The sequence below is a fragment of the Pseudomonas inefficax genome, assembly GCF_032164165.1.
GTDB lineage: Bacteria > Pseudomonadota > Gammaproteobacteria > Pseudomonadales > Pseudomonadaceae > Aquipseudomonas > Aquipseudomonas inefficax.
In genome coordinates this window covers 3,043,955-3,060,517 of sequence record NZ_CP134401.1, presented here as the reverse complement: position 1 = coordinate 3,060,517, position 16,563 = coordinate 3,043,955, and the positions used below count along the sequence as shown (strand labels likewise).

General features: G+C 63.7%; 14 protein-coding genes. 12 read left to right on the top strand and 2 right to left on the bottom strand.

The genetic code is table 11. The features are described 5' to 3' along the window. Positions 1-43: 43 nt before the first annotated feature. From RIN61_RS13635 to rarD, 4 genes are all read left to right on the top strand, one after another. Positions 44-775: a ComFC family protein gene (locus RIN61_RS13635; RefSeq protein ID WP_313852368.1), complete on the top strand. Its 732-nt coding sequence runs from the start codon at positions 44-46 to the stop codon at positions 773-775. Positions 776-947: 172 nt separating this feature from the next. After that, the gene (locus RIN61_RS13630) at positions 948-1,712 is read left to right on the top strand and encodes a TOBE domain-containing protein (protein WP_252378491.1); all 765 of its coding nucleotides are present in this window, start codon (positions 948-950) and stop codon (positions 1,710-1,712) included. A gap of 163 nt (positions 1,713-1,875) precedes the next feature. After that, complete coding sequence (locus tag RIN61_RS13625; RefSeq protein WP_313852362.1) at positions 1,876-2,850, top strand: serine/threonine protein kinase; 975 nt, start codon at positions 1,876-1,878, stop codon at positions 2,848-2,850. A 64-nt stretch (positions 2,851-2,914) separates the two neighbouring features. Then, the gene (gene rarD / locus RIN61_RS13620) at positions 2,915-3,802 is read left to right on the top strand and encodes an EamA family transporter RarD (protein ID WP_112251477.1); all 888 of its coding nucleotides are present in this window, start codon (positions 2,915-2,917) and stop codon (positions 3,800-3,802) included. Positions 3,803-4,154: 352 nt separating this feature from the next. Here the strand turns inward: rarD and RIN61_RS13615 are convergent, their stop codons facing one another. Then, positions 4,155-4,673 (bottom strand): glycine cleavage system transcriptional repressor, encoded by a 519-nt coding sequence (locus RIN61_RS13615; RefSeq protein WP_112251475.1) that lies wholly within the window; start codon positions 4,671-4,673, stop codon positions 4,155-4,157. Positions 4,674-5,123: 450 nt separating this feature from the next. Here RIN61_RS13615 and RIN61_RS13610 point away from each other — a divergent pair, with 450 nt between their 5' ends. Then, positions 5,124-7,301 (top strand): malate synthase G, encoded by a 2,178-nt coding sequence (locus RIN61_RS13610; protein WP_112251473.1) that lies wholly within the window; start codon positions 5,124-5,126, stop codon positions 7,299-7,301. Between the two features lie 147 nt (positions 7,302-7,448). Here RIN61_RS13610 and RIN61_RS13605 read toward each other — a convergent pair whose 3' ends face one another. Further along, the gene (locus RIN61_RS13605; protein WP_112251471.1) at positions 7,449-7,925 is read right to left on the bottom strand and encodes a response regulator; all 477 of its coding nucleotides are present in this window, start codon (positions 7,923-7,925) and stop codon (positions 7,449-7,451) included. 178 nt (positions 7,926-8,103) lie between these two features. Here RIN61_RS13605 and RIN61_RS13600 point away from each other — a divergent pair, with 178 nt between their 5' ends. From RIN61_RS13600 to RIN61_RS13570, 7 genes are all read left to right on the top strand, one after another. Next, positions 8,104-10,041 (top strand): DUF294 nucleotidyltransferase-like domain-containing protein, encoded by a 1,938-nt coding sequence (locus tag RIN61_RS13600; RefSeq protein ID WP_207878571.1) that lies wholly within the window; start codon positions 8,104-8,106, stop codon positions 10,039-10,041. Next, the gene (locus RIN61_RS13595; RefSeq protein WP_112251467.1) at positions 10,038-10,748 is read left to right on the top strand and encodes a 3'-5' exonuclease; all 711 of its coding nucleotides are present in this window, start codon (positions 10,038-10,040) and stop codon (positions 10,746-10,748) included. Before RIN61_RS13600 ends, RIN61_RS13595 begins: the two co-directional genes overlap by 4 nt. A 236-nt stretch (positions 10,749-10,984) precedes the next feature. Then, positions 10,985-11,503, top strand: coding sequence for an RNA polymerase sigma factor (locus RIN61_RS13590; protein ID WP_015268687.1), 519 nt, complete (start codon positions 10,985-10,987; stop codon positions 11,501-11,503). Next, positions 11,500-12,456 carry a FecR domain-containing protein gene (locus RIN61_RS13585; RefSeq protein WP_207878573.1) on the top strand — a complete coding sequence of 319 codons (957 nt, stop codon included), beginning with the start codon at positions 11,500-11,502 and terminating at the stop codon, positions 12,454-12,456. Before RIN61_RS13590 ends, RIN61_RS13585 begins: the two co-directional genes overlap by 4 nt. 219 nt (positions 12,457-12,675) lie before the next feature. Next, complete coding sequence (locus tag RIN61_RS13580; RefSeq protein WP_112251463.1) at positions 12,676-15,081, top strand: TonB-dependent siderophore receptor; 2,406 nt, start codon at positions 12,676-12,678, stop codon at positions 15,079-15,081. 157 nt (positions 15,082-15,238) lie between these two features. Then, positions 15,239-16,351: a PepSY-associated TM helix domain-containing protein gene (locus RIN61_RS13575; protein ID WP_313852353.1), complete on the top strand. Its 1,113-nt coding sequence runs from the start codon at positions 15,239-15,241 to the stop codon at positions 16,349-16,351. Further along, a complete protein-coding gene (locus RIN61_RS13570; protein ID WP_112251460.1) occupies positions 16,348-16,533 on the top strand; it encodes a hypothetical protein in 186 nt (61 codons plus the stop codon). The genes RIN61_RS13575 and RIN61_RS13570 overlap by 4 nt, the downstream gene beginning before the upstream one ends. Positions 16,534-16,563: the final 30 nt, after the last annotated feature.

The following is a 16,563-nucleotide window of genomic DNA, read 5'->3' as shown; positions in this document are numbered from 1 at the left end:
CCTCCAGCGCATCACGGATAGCTCGCATAGTCATGGAAGGCCTATGAACTGTCAACCATACTGGAAAATACTGGTTTACAAGTGCTCACTTATTAATCAATCGTGCTTGCTGTGCGATGAACCCGCCGAGCAGGCCTACCCGCTGTGCGTCGCCTGCGAGCAGGAACTGCCCTGGCTGGGCGATCAGTGTCTGCGCTGCGCCCTGCCATTGCCGATGGCCGGCCTGGTTTGCGCCCCGTGTCGCCGCCACGCACCGGCCTTCGAGCAGGTGCTTGCACTGTGGCATTTCGGCTTTCCGGTGGACACGCTGATCAGCCGTTTCAAGCACAACCGCCAATGGCCTTTGGGGCGCCTGATGGCCGAATTGCTCGGACATGGGCTGCTTTACCGCTTTGCAGAGGGGCTACCCCGCCCCGATCTGTTGTTGCCTGTACCCTTGGCTAAACGTCGACTACGCGAGCGTGGGTTCAACCAGGCGGCGATGCTCGGGCGCTGGCTGTCGTCGCACCTGGGGGTATGTTGCGACGAGCGGTTGCTGCTGCGCACACGGGAGACGCCTGCGCAGCAACAACTGGACGCGAAGGCCAGGCGACGCAATTTGCGCCAGGCGTTTGCGGTCACGGGCGAGCTGACAGGCAAGCACGTCGCCATTGTCGATGACGTGTTGACCACCGGTGCTACCGCACAGGCGGTTGCCGAAGTGGTGCGCCAGGCCGGTGCGCGACGGGTGGATGTGTATTGCCTGGCGCGTACGCCCAAGCCGGGGTACGTATGAGCAAGTGCGGATCGCCCGGTGTCGGAGCGGCCTTGTGTCGCGATCGGGCTGCGCAGCAGCCCCAGCGATATTTGCCAAGGCATGAATCTTGGGGCCGCTTCGCGCCCCTTTCGCGACACAAGGCCGCTCCTACACACTATCCACCCTCAGGCCCCCATAAGACCCAATACCCATGCCCCTGCCCCCCCACCTCACCCAGCACATCGCCCGCCGCCCCCAGCGCATCGCGCTGCTGCAGCACATTGCCGAACAAGGATCGATCACCCGCGCCGCCAAGGCTGCGGGCATCAGCTACAAGGCCGCCTGGGACGCCATCGACGAACTCAACAACCTGGCCAGCCAGCCCCTGGTGGAGCGCAGTACCGGGGGGCGTGGTGGCGGTGGTGCCCGCCTGTCGCCGGAAGGCCAGCGGGTGCTGCGCCTGTATCAGAGGCTGCAGGCCCTTCAGGCGCAAATTCTCGAAGCGGCCGAGGAGTCCAGCGACCTCGACTTGCTCGGCCGGCTTATGTTGCGTACCAGCGCACGCAACCAGTTGCAGGGCCAAGTCAGCGGCCTGCGCCGTGAGGGCCGGCATGATCGCGTCAGCCTGGCGTTGGGCGGAGGGTTGGAGATCGAGGCGTTGATCACCCACGACAGCACCGCAAGGCTGGAACTGACGCTGGGTACGACGGTAGTGGCGCTGCTCAAGGCGGGGTGGGTGCGGTTGTTGGCCGACGAGGAAGAGGCCGAAGCGGGCAGCAATTGCCTGCTGGCGACGGTGGAAGAGGTGCTGGCAGAGGCTGATGGGCCTGGAGAGGTCAGGTTGGCGCTGGGTAATGGGCAGACGTTGTGTGCGTTTGCCGAGGCGGATTGGTTGGCTGGGCAGCGGGTGGCAGAAGGCAGTTCGGTGCGGGTTCAGTTTCATCCCTCTTATGTATTGCTTGGGGTTCCTGCATAGCCTGGCCGCGCTTTGCGCGGTTCGCGGGTAAACCCGCTCCCACAGGTGCATCGTTTCCCTGGCGGCTGCGCCGTACCTGTGGGAGCGGGTTCACCCGCGAAGAGGCCGGTACAGGCATTAACGCGCTACCATGGCCCCCACGCCGCCTACCCCCGGAGCCACCATGTCCCACCCCTTCGACACCCTCACCCCCGACCTGGTCCTGGACGCAGTGGAAAGCATTGGCTTTCTCAGCGATGCCCGGGTGATGGCACTGAACAGCTACGAGAACCGCGTCTACCAAGTGGGCATCGAAGATGCACAACCGCTGATTGCCAAGTTCTACCGCCCAGGCCGCTGGAGCGACGCGGCCATCCTCGAAGAGCACAGCTTCACCGCCGAACTGGCCGACTGCGAAGTGCCGGTGGTCGCCCCGCTGCACCACGACGGTCGCACCTTGTTCGAGCACCAGGGCTTCCGTTTCACCCTGTTCCCCCGCCGCGGCGGCCACGCGCCAGAGCCGGGCAACCTCGACCAGCTCTACCGCCTCGGCCAGTTGCTCGGCCGCCTGCATGCCGTGGGCGCCAGCAAACCGTTCGAGCACCGCGAAGCGCTGGCTGTGGACAACTTCGGCCACGCCTCGCTCAATACCCTGCTGCAAGGTGACTTCGTCCCCCGCGAGCTGCTGCCGGCTTTCGAATCGGTAGCCCGCGACCTGCTAAAGCGAGTGGAGGACATCTACGCCCGTTCGCCGCACCAGCTCATCCGCCTGCATGGCGACCTGCACCCCGGCAACCTGATGCACCGCGACGAGGTGTACCACGTGGTCGACCTCGACGACTGCCGCATGGGCCCGGCGGTGCAGGACCTGTGGATGATGCTGGCCGGCAGCCGCGAGGAGCGCCTGGGGCAGCTGGCCGAACTGATCGACGGCTACAACGAGTTCCACGACTTCGACCCGCGCGAGCTGGCCCTGATCGAACCCCTGCGCGCCCTGCGCCAGTTGCACTACAGCGCCTGGCTGGCGCGGCGCTGGGACGACCCGGCATTCCCGCCCAGCTTCCCCTGGTTTGGCCAGCCACGCTACTGGGGAGACCAGATCCTCGCCCTGCGCGAGCAAATGGCAGCACTGGATGAAGCGCCGCTGAAATTGTTCTAGAAGCGCGCCCGCCTCTGTCTACAATAGGCGTCGCTTTATTTAGCTACCTAAGCAAGGATTCTGCATGCATGCCGCAAACCCGCGTCGCGGGTATTTACTAGGCCTCAGCGCCTACATCATCTGGGGCTTGTTCCCCCTGTACTTCAAGGCAATCCAGAGCGTCCCGGCGGTGGAGATCATTGTCCACCGGGTGCTGTGGTCGGCTTTGTTCGGCTCGTTGCTGCTACTGGTGTGGAAACACCCCGGCTGGTGGCGTGAACTGCGGGAAAACCCGCGCCGGCTGGGCATCCTGGCCCTGAGCGGGGCACTGATCGCCGGCAACTGGCTGACCTACGTATGGTCGGTGAACAACGGGCGCATGCTCGAGGCCAGCCTGGGTTACTACATCAACCCGCTGATCAATGTGCTGCTGGGCATGCTGATTCTCGGCGAGCGCCTGCGCCGTATGCAGTGGCTTGCGGTAGCCATGGCCACCGTGGGTGTTGCCCAGCAGGTGTGGCAGGTAGGCAGCCTGCCGTGGGTGTCGCTGGTACTGGCGCTGAGCTTCGGCTTCTATGGGCTGATTCGCAAACAGGCACCGGTAGCGGCACTGCCGGGCCTGGTGGTGGAAACCTGGATGCTGGTACCGCTGGCCCTTGGCTGGCTGTTGCTGCACCCGGCGGCAGCAAGTGCCCAGGGCGCGTTCTACACCAGCAGCGAAGCTTTGTGGCTGATGGCTGCGGGGCCGGTGACACTGGTGCCGCTGGTGTGCTTCAACGCTGCCGCGCGGCACTTGCCGTACACCACGCTGGGCTTCCTGCAGTACCTGGCGCCGACGCTGGTGTTGCTGCAGGCGGTGCTGCTTTTCGATGAGCACTTGTCGTCAAGCACTTTGGTGGCGTTCATGTTCATCTGGGCGGGTTTGGCGATTTATAGCGTCGATGCGTGGGTCAGTTTGCGCAAGCGTAGCTGATCAAAAAATGATCATAACCCTGCAGGCCTTGTGCTTCGTGGCCTGCAGAGACATCTCCAAAGGTTATCCACACCCTCGTCCCCGTGCTTTGTGCACAAGCTGCTGATTATTGGCTGTTTTTTGAGCAAATCCTCGGAGGGCCTGATTTGCCTGGCCTGGAGAGGTGAGCCCCCAGGTTATCCACAAGGCCTTCCCCGTGATATCGGGATAACCGCAGGGGGCTGCTTTGCAGCCCATCGCGACACAAGGCCGCTCCTACAGGGGTACACGTTTACCGGCGGATTACGCGTGCCCCTGTAGGAGCGGCCTTGTGTCGCGAAAGGGCCGCAAAGCGGCCCCCGGCGATTCCGGATCACTCCTCCGGCCGCAGTTTCAACTCGACCATCAGATCGTCCGCCAAGCTTTCCAGCTTCTGCTGCAAATCCTCCAGCGACAGGGTCAACGGCAATGCCAGCAAGGCATCGGCATGGAATAGCGGCTCGCTGCTCATGGGCGCCGGCCGCACCTCCGTGGTAAACCGCTCAAGGTTCACCCCCAGGTCCGCCAGCAAGCGGGTGATGTCACGCACGATCCCCGGCCGGTCATTCCCTACCAGCTCCATGGCAATCGGCTTCCAAGTACAAGACGGCTCGATTCCGCTCTCGGCGATCAGCACACGAATGTCATATCGGGCCAACCCCTGCAGCGAAGCCACCAGCTCGTCGTAGTTTTCCGCCGGCACCGCCACCCGCAGGATGCCGGCAAACTGCCCGGCCATACGCGACATGCGGCTTTCCAGCCAGTTGCCACTGTGGTCAGCGATGCACTGGGCAATGCGCTCGACCTGGCCGGCCTTGTCAGGGGCAATTACAGTCAGTACAAGATGATCCACAAGCCCTTCCTCGTGTCGGACCGCGCCGTGCGGCAGAAAATCGGGGGATCGACTCAGTATAGGCAAGGCGCGGCAACCTGCCGCAGGGCAATCTGCACAACGAATCGTGTACTGTTTCAAGATTTATCTGGAACAATCCACCTGTTTTTTGCGAACATACCCACTCCCAGCGTGACCATACGCGACCAACGGGTCGCATAACGGCGCTTTTAGTCTGATTTTGCCCCGCCTACTGCTTCATGTAGTATCCCGTGGCGCGGACTACAAAACGTCGTTTGGATGTCTGCCAAGGCGCCTGTGAAAATACGCACACTGTCTGCCAGCCAGTCTGGCAGGCCGCACCCAGCCGCGCTCGGGCTCTACTCGGGGGCATGCACTGGTGCCGTGTTTAGAGAAGCGCTACAGGCTTAATACAGAAGAGCGAAATAGCTGAGCAGAGTGAGGCAAGCAATGACTGGATACGTTCAAGTCGGTGGCCTTCAGGTCGCCAAGGTCCTGTACGACTTCGTGAACAACGAAGCGATCCCAGGGACCGGCATCGTCGCCGAGCAGTTCTGGGCGGGTGCAGAGAAGATCATCAATGACCTCGCTCCAAAGAACAAAGCCCTGCTCGCCAAACGCGACGAGCTGCAAGCCAAGATCGACGCCTGGCACCAGGCACGCAAAGGCCAGGCCCATGACGCCGTAGCCTACAAAGCATTCCTCCAGGAAATCGGCTACCTGCTGCCACAAGCCGACGATTTCCAGGCCACCACCCAGAACGTCGACGAAGAAATCGCCCACATGGCCGGCCCGCAGCTGGTCGTACCGGTGATGAACGCCCGCTTCGCCCTGAACGCCGCCAACGCCCGTTGGGGTTCGCTGTACGACGCGCTGTATGGCACCGATGCCATCAGCGATGAAGGCGGCGCAGAGAAAGGCCAAGGCTACAACAAGGTGCGTGGCGACAAGGTCATCGCCTTCGCCCGCGCCTTCCTCGACGAAGCCGCGCCACTGGCAGCCGGCTCGCACGTCGATTCCACCGGCTACCGCATCGAAGGCGGCAAGCTGGTAGTTGCCCTGAAAGGCGGCAGCAACAGCGGCCTGCGTGACGACGCCCAGCTGATCGGCTTCCATGGCGATGCCGCCGCGCCGACTGCCGTGCTGCTCAAGCACAACGGCCTGCACTTCGAAATCCAGGTCGATGCCAGCACCCCGGTCGGCAGCACCGACGCCGCCGGCGTGAAAGACATCCTGATGGAATCGGCGCTGACCACCATCATGGACTGCGAAGACTCGGTTGCCGCCGTCGACGCCGACGACAAGGTGGTCGTCTACCGCAACTGGCTGGGCCTGATGAAAGGCGACCTGGCCGAAAGCGTCAGCAAGGGTGGCAAGACCTTCACCCGCACCATGAACCCGGACCGCGAGTACGCCGCGCCCAACGGCGGCAGCGTGACCCTGCACGGCCGTTCGTTGCTGTTCGTGCGCAACGTTGGCCACCTGATGACCAACCCGGCGATCCTCGACGCCCAGGGCAACGAAATCCCCGAGGGCATCCAGGACGGGCTGTTCACCAACCTGATCGCCCTGCACAACCTCAATGGCAACACCAGCCGCAAGAACACCCGCAGCGGCAGCGTGTACATCGTCAAGCCGAAGATGCACGGCCCGGAAGAAGTAGCCTTCGCAGCCGAGATCTTCAGCCAGGTCGAAGACCTGCTGGGCATGAAGCGCAACACCGTCAAGGTCGGCATCATGGACGAGGAGCGCCGTACCACGGTCAACCTCAAGTCGTGCATCAAGGCCGCAGCCGAGCGCGTGGTGTTCATCAATACCGGCTTCCTCGACCGCACCGGCGATGAAATCCACACCTCGATGGAAGCCGGCGCCGTGGTGCGCAAGGGTGCCATGAAGAACGAGAAGTGGATCGGTGCCTACGAGAACAACAACGTCGACGTCGGCCTGGCCACCGGCCTGCAAGGCCGTGCGCAGATCGGCAAGGGCATGTGGGCCATGCCCGACCTGATGGCGGCCATGCTCGAGCAGAAGATCGCCCACCCGCTGGCCGGTGCCAACACCGCCTGGGTGCCGTCGCCGACTGCAGCCACCCTGCATGCCCTGCACTACCACAAGGTGGACGTACAGGCACGTCAGCGTGAACTGGCTTCGCGCACCCCGGCGTCGGTAGACGACATCCTGACCATCCCGCTGGCCGCCGACACCAACTGGTCGGCCGAAGAGATCCGCAACGAACTGGACAACAACGCCCAAGGCATCCTCGGCTACGTGGTGCGCTGGATCGACCAGGGTGTGGGTTGCTCGAAGGTGCCAGACATCAACAACGTCGGCCTGATGGAAGACCGCGCCACCCTGCGCATTTCGGCCCAGTTGCTGGCCAACTGGCTGCGCCATGGCGTGGTCAGCCAGGAGCAGGTACTGGAAAGCCTCAAGCGCATGGCGGTGGTGGTTGACCAGCAGAACGCCGGTGATGCCCTGTATCGCCCGATGGCACCTGACTTCGACGACAACATCGCATTCCAGGCCGCTGTGGAGTTGGTACTGGAAGGTGGAAAGCAGCCGAACGGTTACACCGAGCCGGTACTGCACCGCCGTCGCCGCGAGTTCAAGGCGCGTAACGGGTTGTAAGCGACATCTGCGACAGGGGGCCGCTTTGCGGCCCTTTCGCGACACAAGGCCGCTCCTACAGGTACCGCGCAAGGCTGAAGTCTGGCGCGGTACTTGTGGGAGCGGCCTTGTGTCGCGAAAGGGCTGCAAAGCAGCCCCACTCCTGCACTACTGGATCTTCAGTTCTTTCTTCACCAGCTCCAGCAGCCTGTCCAGATCCACCGGCTTCAGCAGAAAATCCACCACCCCAAGGTGCATCACGTCCACCGCCTCTTCCACATCGGTGTCGCCTGACACCACGATGATCGACAACGCCGCCCGCTCCGACTCGCGAATCTGCCGGATCAGCTCCAGGCCATCCTCGGGCTGCATGCGCAAATCCGTGATCATCAAGCCGATCCGCTGCTGGTAATGCAGGTAAAGCCTGGCTTCCTCGGCCCCATCCGCGCCTACGCAGTCAATGCCCCGGCTTTTCAGGTACAGGATCAGCGCCTCACGGTTCACTGCATTGTCATCCACCACCAGCACCAGCGGCTTGGCTGCCACAGGCGCACTCACGACGGCCAATGCCTCGCGCTCGGCGTCGCTCAGGATGTCGTGTTGCTCAGGCATGCTCATCTCGTCAAAAAAATTCCGCTTCAGCATTAGGACCGCAGAACTTGCGTAACCCGGCTGGCCTTTCGTCGGGTCTTTGACAGGGCGCTCATAGACTTACGTCCAATGGGCACCACCTCGCCGCAAGCCGACCATGGAGGCAGAGAACAACATGGCCGGCACCTATATATATAGATATATAGTTCGGCATAGCGATACGGTCAGTTTCATGAGCAAAAAGGACGCCTACAGCCAGGCGGGCAGGACGGCAGTGCTGCAGAACATCCAGGGCACCTTGCAGTTCCTGCAGCGTTTTCCGCCATTCAACCAGATGGAACACAGCCACCTGGCCTACCTGGTCGAACAGTGCCAGCTGCGCTTCTATGCCAGCGGCGAAAGCATCGTCAAACCTGCCGACGGGCCGGTCGAGCACTTCTACGTCGTCAAGCAAGGCCGCGTGGTGGGTGAGCGCCAGCACCTGGTCAAGCCTGGTGTGGAGACCACCTTCGAAATCACCAGCGGCGAATGCTTCCCGCTGGCGGCCCTGCTCGGCGAGCGAGCGACTCGAACCGAGCACCTCGCGGGTGAGGACACCTTCTGCCTGCAACTGAACAAGCCCGCGTTCATCCGCGTATTCTCCATGTCGGAAGTGTTTCGGGATTTTGCCCTGCGCGGGGTCAGCAGCCTGCTCGACCAGGTCAACCAGCAGGTACGCCAGCGCGCGGTGGAAACCCTCGGCACCCAGTATTCGCTGAATACGCCACTGGGAGAACTGGCCATGCGCCACCCGGTAGTGTGCAACCCCGAGACGCCCCTGCGCGACGCCGTGCGGCTGATGCACGAGCAGCAGGTCGGCAGCATCGTGGTGGTCGACCCGCAGCGCTACCCCACCGGTATCTTCACCCTGCGCGACCTGCGCCAGGTGGTGGCCGCGGCCGACGCCGACCTAGGTGCGCCCATCGCGCGCCACATGACCGCCCAGCCGTTCTACCTCAGCCCCCAGGCCAGCGCCTTCGACGCAGCCATGGCCATGACCGAACGGCATATCGCCCATGTCTGCCTGGTGGAAAACCAGCGCCTGTGCGGTGTGGTTTCGGAGCGCGACCTGTTCTCCCTGCAACGGGTCGACCTGGTGCACCTGGCGCGCACCATTCGCCATGCGCCACGCCTGGATACACTGGTCTCGCTGCGCGGCGAAATCAGCCAACTGGTCGAGCGCATGCTGGCCCATGGCGCGTCCTCCACGCAGATCACCCAGATCATCACCCTGCTCAACGACCACACCGTGTGCCGGGTGATCGAGCTGGCGCTGGCCGAGCGCGGTGACCCGGGCGTGCCGTTCAGCTGGCTGTGCTTTGGCAGCGAAGGGCGACGTGAACAAACCCTGCATACCGACCAGGACAACGGCATCCTCTTCGAAGCCGCCGACAGCGACGAGGCCGACGCCATCCGCGCGCGCCTGCTCCCGCTGGCGCAATACATCAACCAGTGCCTGGCCCAGTGTGGCTTCACCCTGTGCAAGGGCAACGTCATGGCCGGCAACCCCGAGCTGTGCCTGTCCCGCAGTGAGTGGGCGCGGCGTTTTGCCGGTTTTGTCCGCGAGGCCAGCCCGGAGAACCTGCTGGGCTCGAGCATCTATTTCGACCTGCGCGTGGTGTGGGGCGACGAGCAAGGCTGTGAGCAGTTGCGCCAAGGCCTGCTGGACCAGGTGGCTGACAACCGCATCTTCCAGCGCATGCTGGCTGACAACGCCCTGCGCCAGCGCCCGCCGGTAGGCCGCCTGCGCGAGTTCGTGCTGACCCGCCAAGGCAACGACAAGGCCGCCACCCTCGACCTCAAGGTCCAGGGCCTGACGCCCTTCGTCGATGGTGCCAGGCTGCTGGCCCTGGCCAACGGCATCGGTGCCTGCAATACCCTGGAACGTCTACGTCAGCTGGTGGCCAAGGGCGTGATCGAGGCACTGGACGGCGCAGCATATGAAGAGGCCTACCACTTCATCCAGCAAACCCGCATGCAGCAGCACCAGCGCCAGACCCGCGACAACCTGCCGTATTCCAACCGCCTGGACCCGGACAGCCTCAACCACCTGGACCGGCGCATCCTGCGCGAGTCCCTGCGTCAGGCCCAGCGCCTGCAAAGCAGCCTGGCCTTGCGGTACCAGCTATGAGCCTGTTCGCCTGGCTGCGCCCCAGTGCGCCCGAACTGGACCATGCCATGCGCCAGCGCCTGGCCCGGCTGCCCAAGGCCGCACCACTGGGGGTGTGTACCCTGCGCGAGCAGCGCTGGGTGGTGCTGGACCTGGAGACCAGCGGCCTGAACCCCAACCGTGACCAGGTACTGTCGGTTGGCGCCGTGGCCATCGAGGATGGCGCCATCGACTTTGCCCAGCAGTTCGAACGCACCCTGCACCGGCCTTTGCAGAAGACCAACGCCAGCGTGCTGATCCACGGCCTGGGCCCGAGTGCCCTGGCTGCCGGTTGCGACCCGGCCGAGGCCTTGCTCGATCTGCTCGACTTCATTGGCAATAGCCCGGTGCTGGCATTCCATGCGCCGTTCGACCAGCGCATGCTGGCCCGGGCGCTGAAGGAAAGCCTGGGCTATCGCTTGCAGTCGCACTTCCTGGATGTTGCCGAGTTGGCGCCGATGCTCAACCCCGACACAGTGCTGCGCGAGGCCGGGCTGGATGACTGGGTGGCGCGGTTTGGCCTGCACGTGGAAGAGCGCCATCATGCCAGCGCCGATGCCTTGGTGACCGCCGAACTGGCGCTGATCCTGTTCAGCCAGGCCCGGCGCCAGCAACTGGACAGCCCGCTGCAGCTGGAGCAGCGGTTGCGCGGGTGGCGCAGGCGCAAGGTGCACAACCACGGCCTGTAGCTTTTCACCGCCCTTGCTGGCCTCTTCGCGGGTAAACCCGCTCCCACAGGTACTGTGCAATGCTCAAGGCCTGCGCCGTACCTGTGGGAGCGGGTTTACCCGCGAAGAGGCCTGTACAGGTGATGCACCTTCCATGATGGCCATCCGATAAGCGTCCATTGCACCCACCCCCTCCCCTCTGCAACAATCGCGAATAATTATCGTTAGTTAATGCATTCGTTCCGGGGGGACGCTGCTTGTCTTCTGCACAGAGCCCACACGCCGATCTGGTCGGTGCGCTGTACCGCGACCACCGCGGCTGGCTGCTCGCCTGGCTGCAACGCAGCATGGCCTGCCGCCAACGTGCCGAAGACCTGAGCCAGGACACCTTCGTGCGCCTGCTCGGCCGTGCGCAACTGGATACGCCCCGCGAACCCCGCGCATTCCTGGCCGCCGTGGCCAAAGGCCTGATGTTCGACCACTTCCGCCGCGCCGCGCTGGAACAGGCCTACCTGGCCGAACTGGCCCTGATGCCGGAAGCCGAACAACCTTCCCCGGAAGTGCAGCATCTGATCCTCGAGGACCTCAAGGCCATCGACCGCCTGCTCGGCAAGCTGTCGAGCAAGGCCCGCGCAGCATTCCTGCACAATCGCCTGGACGGTATGAGCCATGCCGAAATCGCCGAGCGCATGGGGGTTTCGGTGTCGCGGGTGCGCCAGTACATCGCCCAGGGCATGCGCCAGTGCTACGTGGCCCTGTACGGGGAGCCGACGTGAGCAGTGCACCGGTTTCGTCCCGGGTGCTGGAAGCCGCCATTGCCTGGAAACTCAGCCTCGACAATGGCAGCGGTACACCTGACGAGCGCAGCGAATTCATGCGCTGGCATGCCGCCAGCGAGGAGCACGCCCGCGCCTGGCGCCAACTCGGTGCCATGGACCAGCGGGTGAACGCCGCTGCCGGCCCGGCACGCCAGGCCCTGCTGCAATCGCGCGCCGGCCTGCGCCGACGTATCGGCAAGGTCGGCGGCGGGCTGGCCGGCATGTTTCTTCTGGGCTCGCTGCTGGCCTGGGTCGGCGCGCCATCGCTGGCACCGAGCTACTGGCTGGCCGACCAGCGCACCGCTACCGGCGAACTGCGCACCCTGCGCCTGGAAGACGGCACCTTGCTGAGCCTGAACAGCCACACTGCCGTGGACATCGACTACGCCGGCGAGCAACGGGTGATCGTGCTGCACCAGGGCGAGATCTCGGTCGAAACCGGCCATCAGGACCCGCGTCCGCTGCTGGTGCGCACCGACGATGGCCGCCTGCGCCCACTGGGCACGCGCTTCCTGGTGCGCCGCGAGGATGACGGCACCCGCCTGGAAGTGCTGCAAGCCTCGGTCGCCGCCATGCCGCTGAACAGCGGCGACGAACAGGTGCTGCGCGAAGGCCAGCAGGTGCTGATGAACGCCAACGGCCTTGGCCGGGTCGGCACGGTGCCAGCCGGAGCCGACGCCTGGACCCGCGGCATGCTGGTGGTGGACAACGTGCGCCTGGCCGACCTGCTGGCCGCGCTTGGCCAGTACCGCAGCGGTTACCTCGGGGTAGACGACAAGGTCGCCGATCTGCGGGTGACCGGCAGCTTCCCGCTGACCGACACCGACCTGGCGCTTTCGTCGCTGGTGCCGGCACTGCCGGTGAAGGTCGAGCGGCATACCCAGTGGTGGGTGACCGTCGGCCCCAAGTAGGCCTGCACCGGCCTCTTCGCGGGTAAACCCGCTTCCACAGGATTGCACCAGCCTCAAAGCCCCCGCGATCCCTGTGGGAGCGGGTTTACCCGCGAAAAGGCCGGTACAAGCAGAAACCAACTTCAAATAATTCTCAATTTTTTTCAGATTCGCCCTGTCACTTTTCAAATCTCGCTCGGCAAGGAAGCAGAAAGCACTTATCCGTCGAGGAGCCGCTGCATGTCCCGTGCTGTTGATCGTATCTTGCGCCCCAGCCTGATGGCCCTGGCCATCGCCGTGGCCGCGCCATTGGCCAGCCCTGCCCTGTTCGCCGCCGAGCAATCCGCTCAGCGTGCCTACGACCTGCCCAGCGCCCCGCTGGCCACCACCCTCAACCAGATCGCCAGCCAGGCCGGCATTACCCTGGCCATCGACCCGGCACTGGTCAGCGGCCGTACCTCGGCCACGGTGAGCGGGCAGTACGATGGCCTTGGTGCCCTGCAGGCTGCCCTGCGCGGCACTGGCCTGCAGCTGCAGCAAAGTAGCGTGGGCAGCTTCAGCCTGGTGGCTACGCCGGAAGGGACACTGGCGTTGCCGGAGACCGCGATCAATGCGACTTCCAACTATGAAAGCGCCTGGGGTGCCTCCAGCGGCTACGTGGCCACGCGCACTGCCGCGGGTACCAAGACCGACACACCAATCGTCGAGACCCCACGCTCGCTGACTGTCATCACCCGCCAGCAACTGGACGATCGCCAGGTACTCAACCTCAATGACGCCCTGCGCTACACCGCTGGCGTGCAAAGTAGTGGTTACGGTTCGGACTCGCGCGCCGACTGGCTGCGTGTGCGTGGTTTCGAGCCGACCCAGTTCCTTGACGGGCTGCCGCTGCCCAAGGGCTCGTTCGCCAATCCCAAGGTCGAGCCGTGGAACCTCGAACGCATTACCGTACTGCGCGGACCGGCGTCGTCGGTGTATGGCCAGACACCACCGGGCGGCATGCTCGATATGGTCAGCCGCCGTCCGCAACTTGAGAGTGCGCATCAGATCGAAGCCCAGGTGGGTAGCAACGAACACAAGCAGATCAACTTCGACAGCACCGGCAAGATCGACGACGAAGGCAAGTTTCTATACCGCGTGAGTGGTGTGGTGCGTGACAGCAATTCACCCGTCGACCATATCCCGGACAAGCGCTACAACATCGCACCCAGCCTGACCTGGAATATCGATGAAGATACCAAGCTGACCTTCATCTCTCAGTACACCCGGGACGATACCGGTATCACTGGTCAGTTCCTGCCACTACAAGGAACCAAACTGGACGGCCCGACCGGCAAGATTTCCCACCACAAGAACCTTGGCGAACCGGACTGGGACTTCTACGACCGCAGCTACTACGCGTTGGGATATGCCTTCGAGCACCGACTCAACGACACCTGGCAGTTCCGCCAGAACCTGCGCTACACCAAGAGCGATTTGTCGTTCCAGGCCGTGCAGGTAGCCACCATCAACAGCATCGATGCCGATGGCAACGTCAATCGCGAGTCGGGTATCGTCAACGAAGACATCAGCCAGTTCGCCGTCGACAACAACTTCCAGGCCGACTTCCAGACCGGCGACATCAGCCACACAGTGCTGCTGGGCCTGGACCATCAGCGTTCGAATACCAATTATCAATGGCTGTATGGCATGGGCGTGCCTCCGATCAATGTCAACCGCCCGGTATATGGCGCCGACCTGTCGAACGTCACCTACTTTGCCATGCAGGACTTCCAGCAGAAAACCCACCAGACAGGTGCCTACGTTCAGGACCAGATGTCACTCGACAACTGGCGCCTGACCTTGGGTGGTCGTGAAGACTGGATTCACACCGGCACTGTGTTCCACAACAGCGCCGACGCAACCAATACCCAGCGCGACAAAGCCTTCAGCGGCAACGTCGGCCTGAGTTACGTTTTCGACAACGGCATCACGCCGTACTTCTCGTACACCGAGTCGTTCCAGCCGGCCAGTGGTGCCAACGTCAAATCCACGGAATCGTTCAAACCAACCGAAGGCCGCCAGTATGAAGTGGGTGTGAAATACCAGCCCGTCGGGACTGACACCCTGCTCACTGCAGCGGTGTATGACCTGAAGCAGCAGAACGTCAGCGTCACGGAAGGCAGCATCACCCGCCAGGTGGGTGAACTGCAGGTTCGCGGCGTCGAACTGGAGGCCTCCACTCAGGTTACCGAGAACCTCAAGGCCATCGCGTCATACACCTATACCGACACCGAGATCCTGAAGGGTGACGACAAAGGCAACCGCATGGCGCTGATCCCGCGCAACCAGGCAACCCTGTGGGCCGACTACACCTGGCACAGCGGGCCACTGGACGGCTTCGGCATTGGTGGTGGTGTGCGCTATGTGGGTGACACCTACGGCAACACGGCCAACACCGAACTGGCCCATGTGGGTTCGTACACTGTGTACGACGCTTCGGTGCACTACGACCTGGGCCGCCTGGACAGCAGCATGAAAGGCCTGACGGTAGCAGTGGAGGCGAAGAACCTGTTCAACAAGGACTACCTGGCCAACTGTGACGGTTACTGGTGCTACTACGGCGACGAGCGCAACGTGGTGGCCAGTGTCAATTACAAGTTCTGAGTAAGCAGGGACTGCTTCGCAGCCCGATCGCCGGCAAGCCAGCTCCCACAGATTCAGCGCATTGCCCGAGGCCTGCGCTGTACCTGTGGGAGCTGGCTTGCCGGCGATTGGGCCGCACTGCGGCCCCAGGTTCCAACAGGCAAACACCGGTATCGTGATGAAAAGCCCAACCATTCGCCGCTGGTCCACAATCCATACCTGGAGCAGCCTTGTCTGCACCCTGTTCCTGCTGTTGCTGGCGCTCACCGGCCTGCCGCTGATCTTCCACCACGAACTCGAACACCTGCTCGGCGACGCGCCCGAACTGCGCGAAATGCCGGCAGGCACCCCACACCTCGACCTGCAGCAGCTTGTGATCAAGGCCGAGCAGCACCGCCCCGGCGAGGTCATGCAGTACTTTGGCTACGACGAGGACGAAGCCAACGGCTTGGTGGCCATCACCGCTGCCACCGCCGGCACCGAACCCAATTCGTCGCACACTTTCATGCTCGACGCCCGCACCGGCGAAGCCGTGGCCATGCCGGCCGCCAACGGCGGCTTCATGATGACCATGCTGCGCCTGCATGTGGACATGTTCGCCGGCCTGCCCGGCAAGCTTCTGCTGGCCTTCATGGGCGTGCTGTTCGTCGTGGCGATCATCTCCGGCACCGTGCTCTATGCACCATTCATGCGCCGCCTGGACTTCGCTACGGTACGCCACGGCAAATCCCGCCGCCTGCGCTGGCTCGACCTGCACAACCTGATCGGCGTGGTCACCCTGGCCTGGGCACTGACGGTAGGCGTGACCGGTGTGATCAGCGCCCTGTCCGACCTGGTCATCGCCGCCTGGCGCAATGACAGCCTGGCCGCCATGGTCGCGCCCTACCGTGATGCCCCACCGCTCATCGAGCGCGCCCCGGCCACCCGCCTGCTAGGCATCGCCGAACAGGCCGCACCCGGCATGCGCCCGGACTTCATCGCCTTCCCCGGCACCCGCTTCTCCAGCGAACACCACTACGCGGTGTTCATGAAAGGCGCCACGCACCTGACCTCGCACCTGCTCACCCCGGTGCTGATCGATGCACGCACGCTGGAAGTTACTGCGGTCGGTGAACGCCCCTGGTACATGGACGCCATGGGCCTGTCGCAACCGCTGCACTTCGGCGATTACGGAGGGCGGCCGATGCAGGTCCTCTGGGCCGTGCTCGACGTGCTGACCATCATCGTGCTCGGCAGTGGCCTGTACCTGTGGTGGGGCAAGCAGCGCAAGCCCAAGGGGGCAACCGCATGAGCCACAAGTCGCGGTCAACCCGGCGCATCTACGCCTGGCCGGCGCTTATCGCCCTGCTCAGTGCCGGCGGGTTATTCGCAGCCCTGCTGGGCGACGGCATCTGGGACAGCCTCGCCTGGCTAGGCCTGGGCGTTTCGGCCGTGCTGGGCCTGCGTGGCTTGTGGCCCCGGCGCCGGCAATAACCGGCTACCACCCACCTCGCACATTGCCTC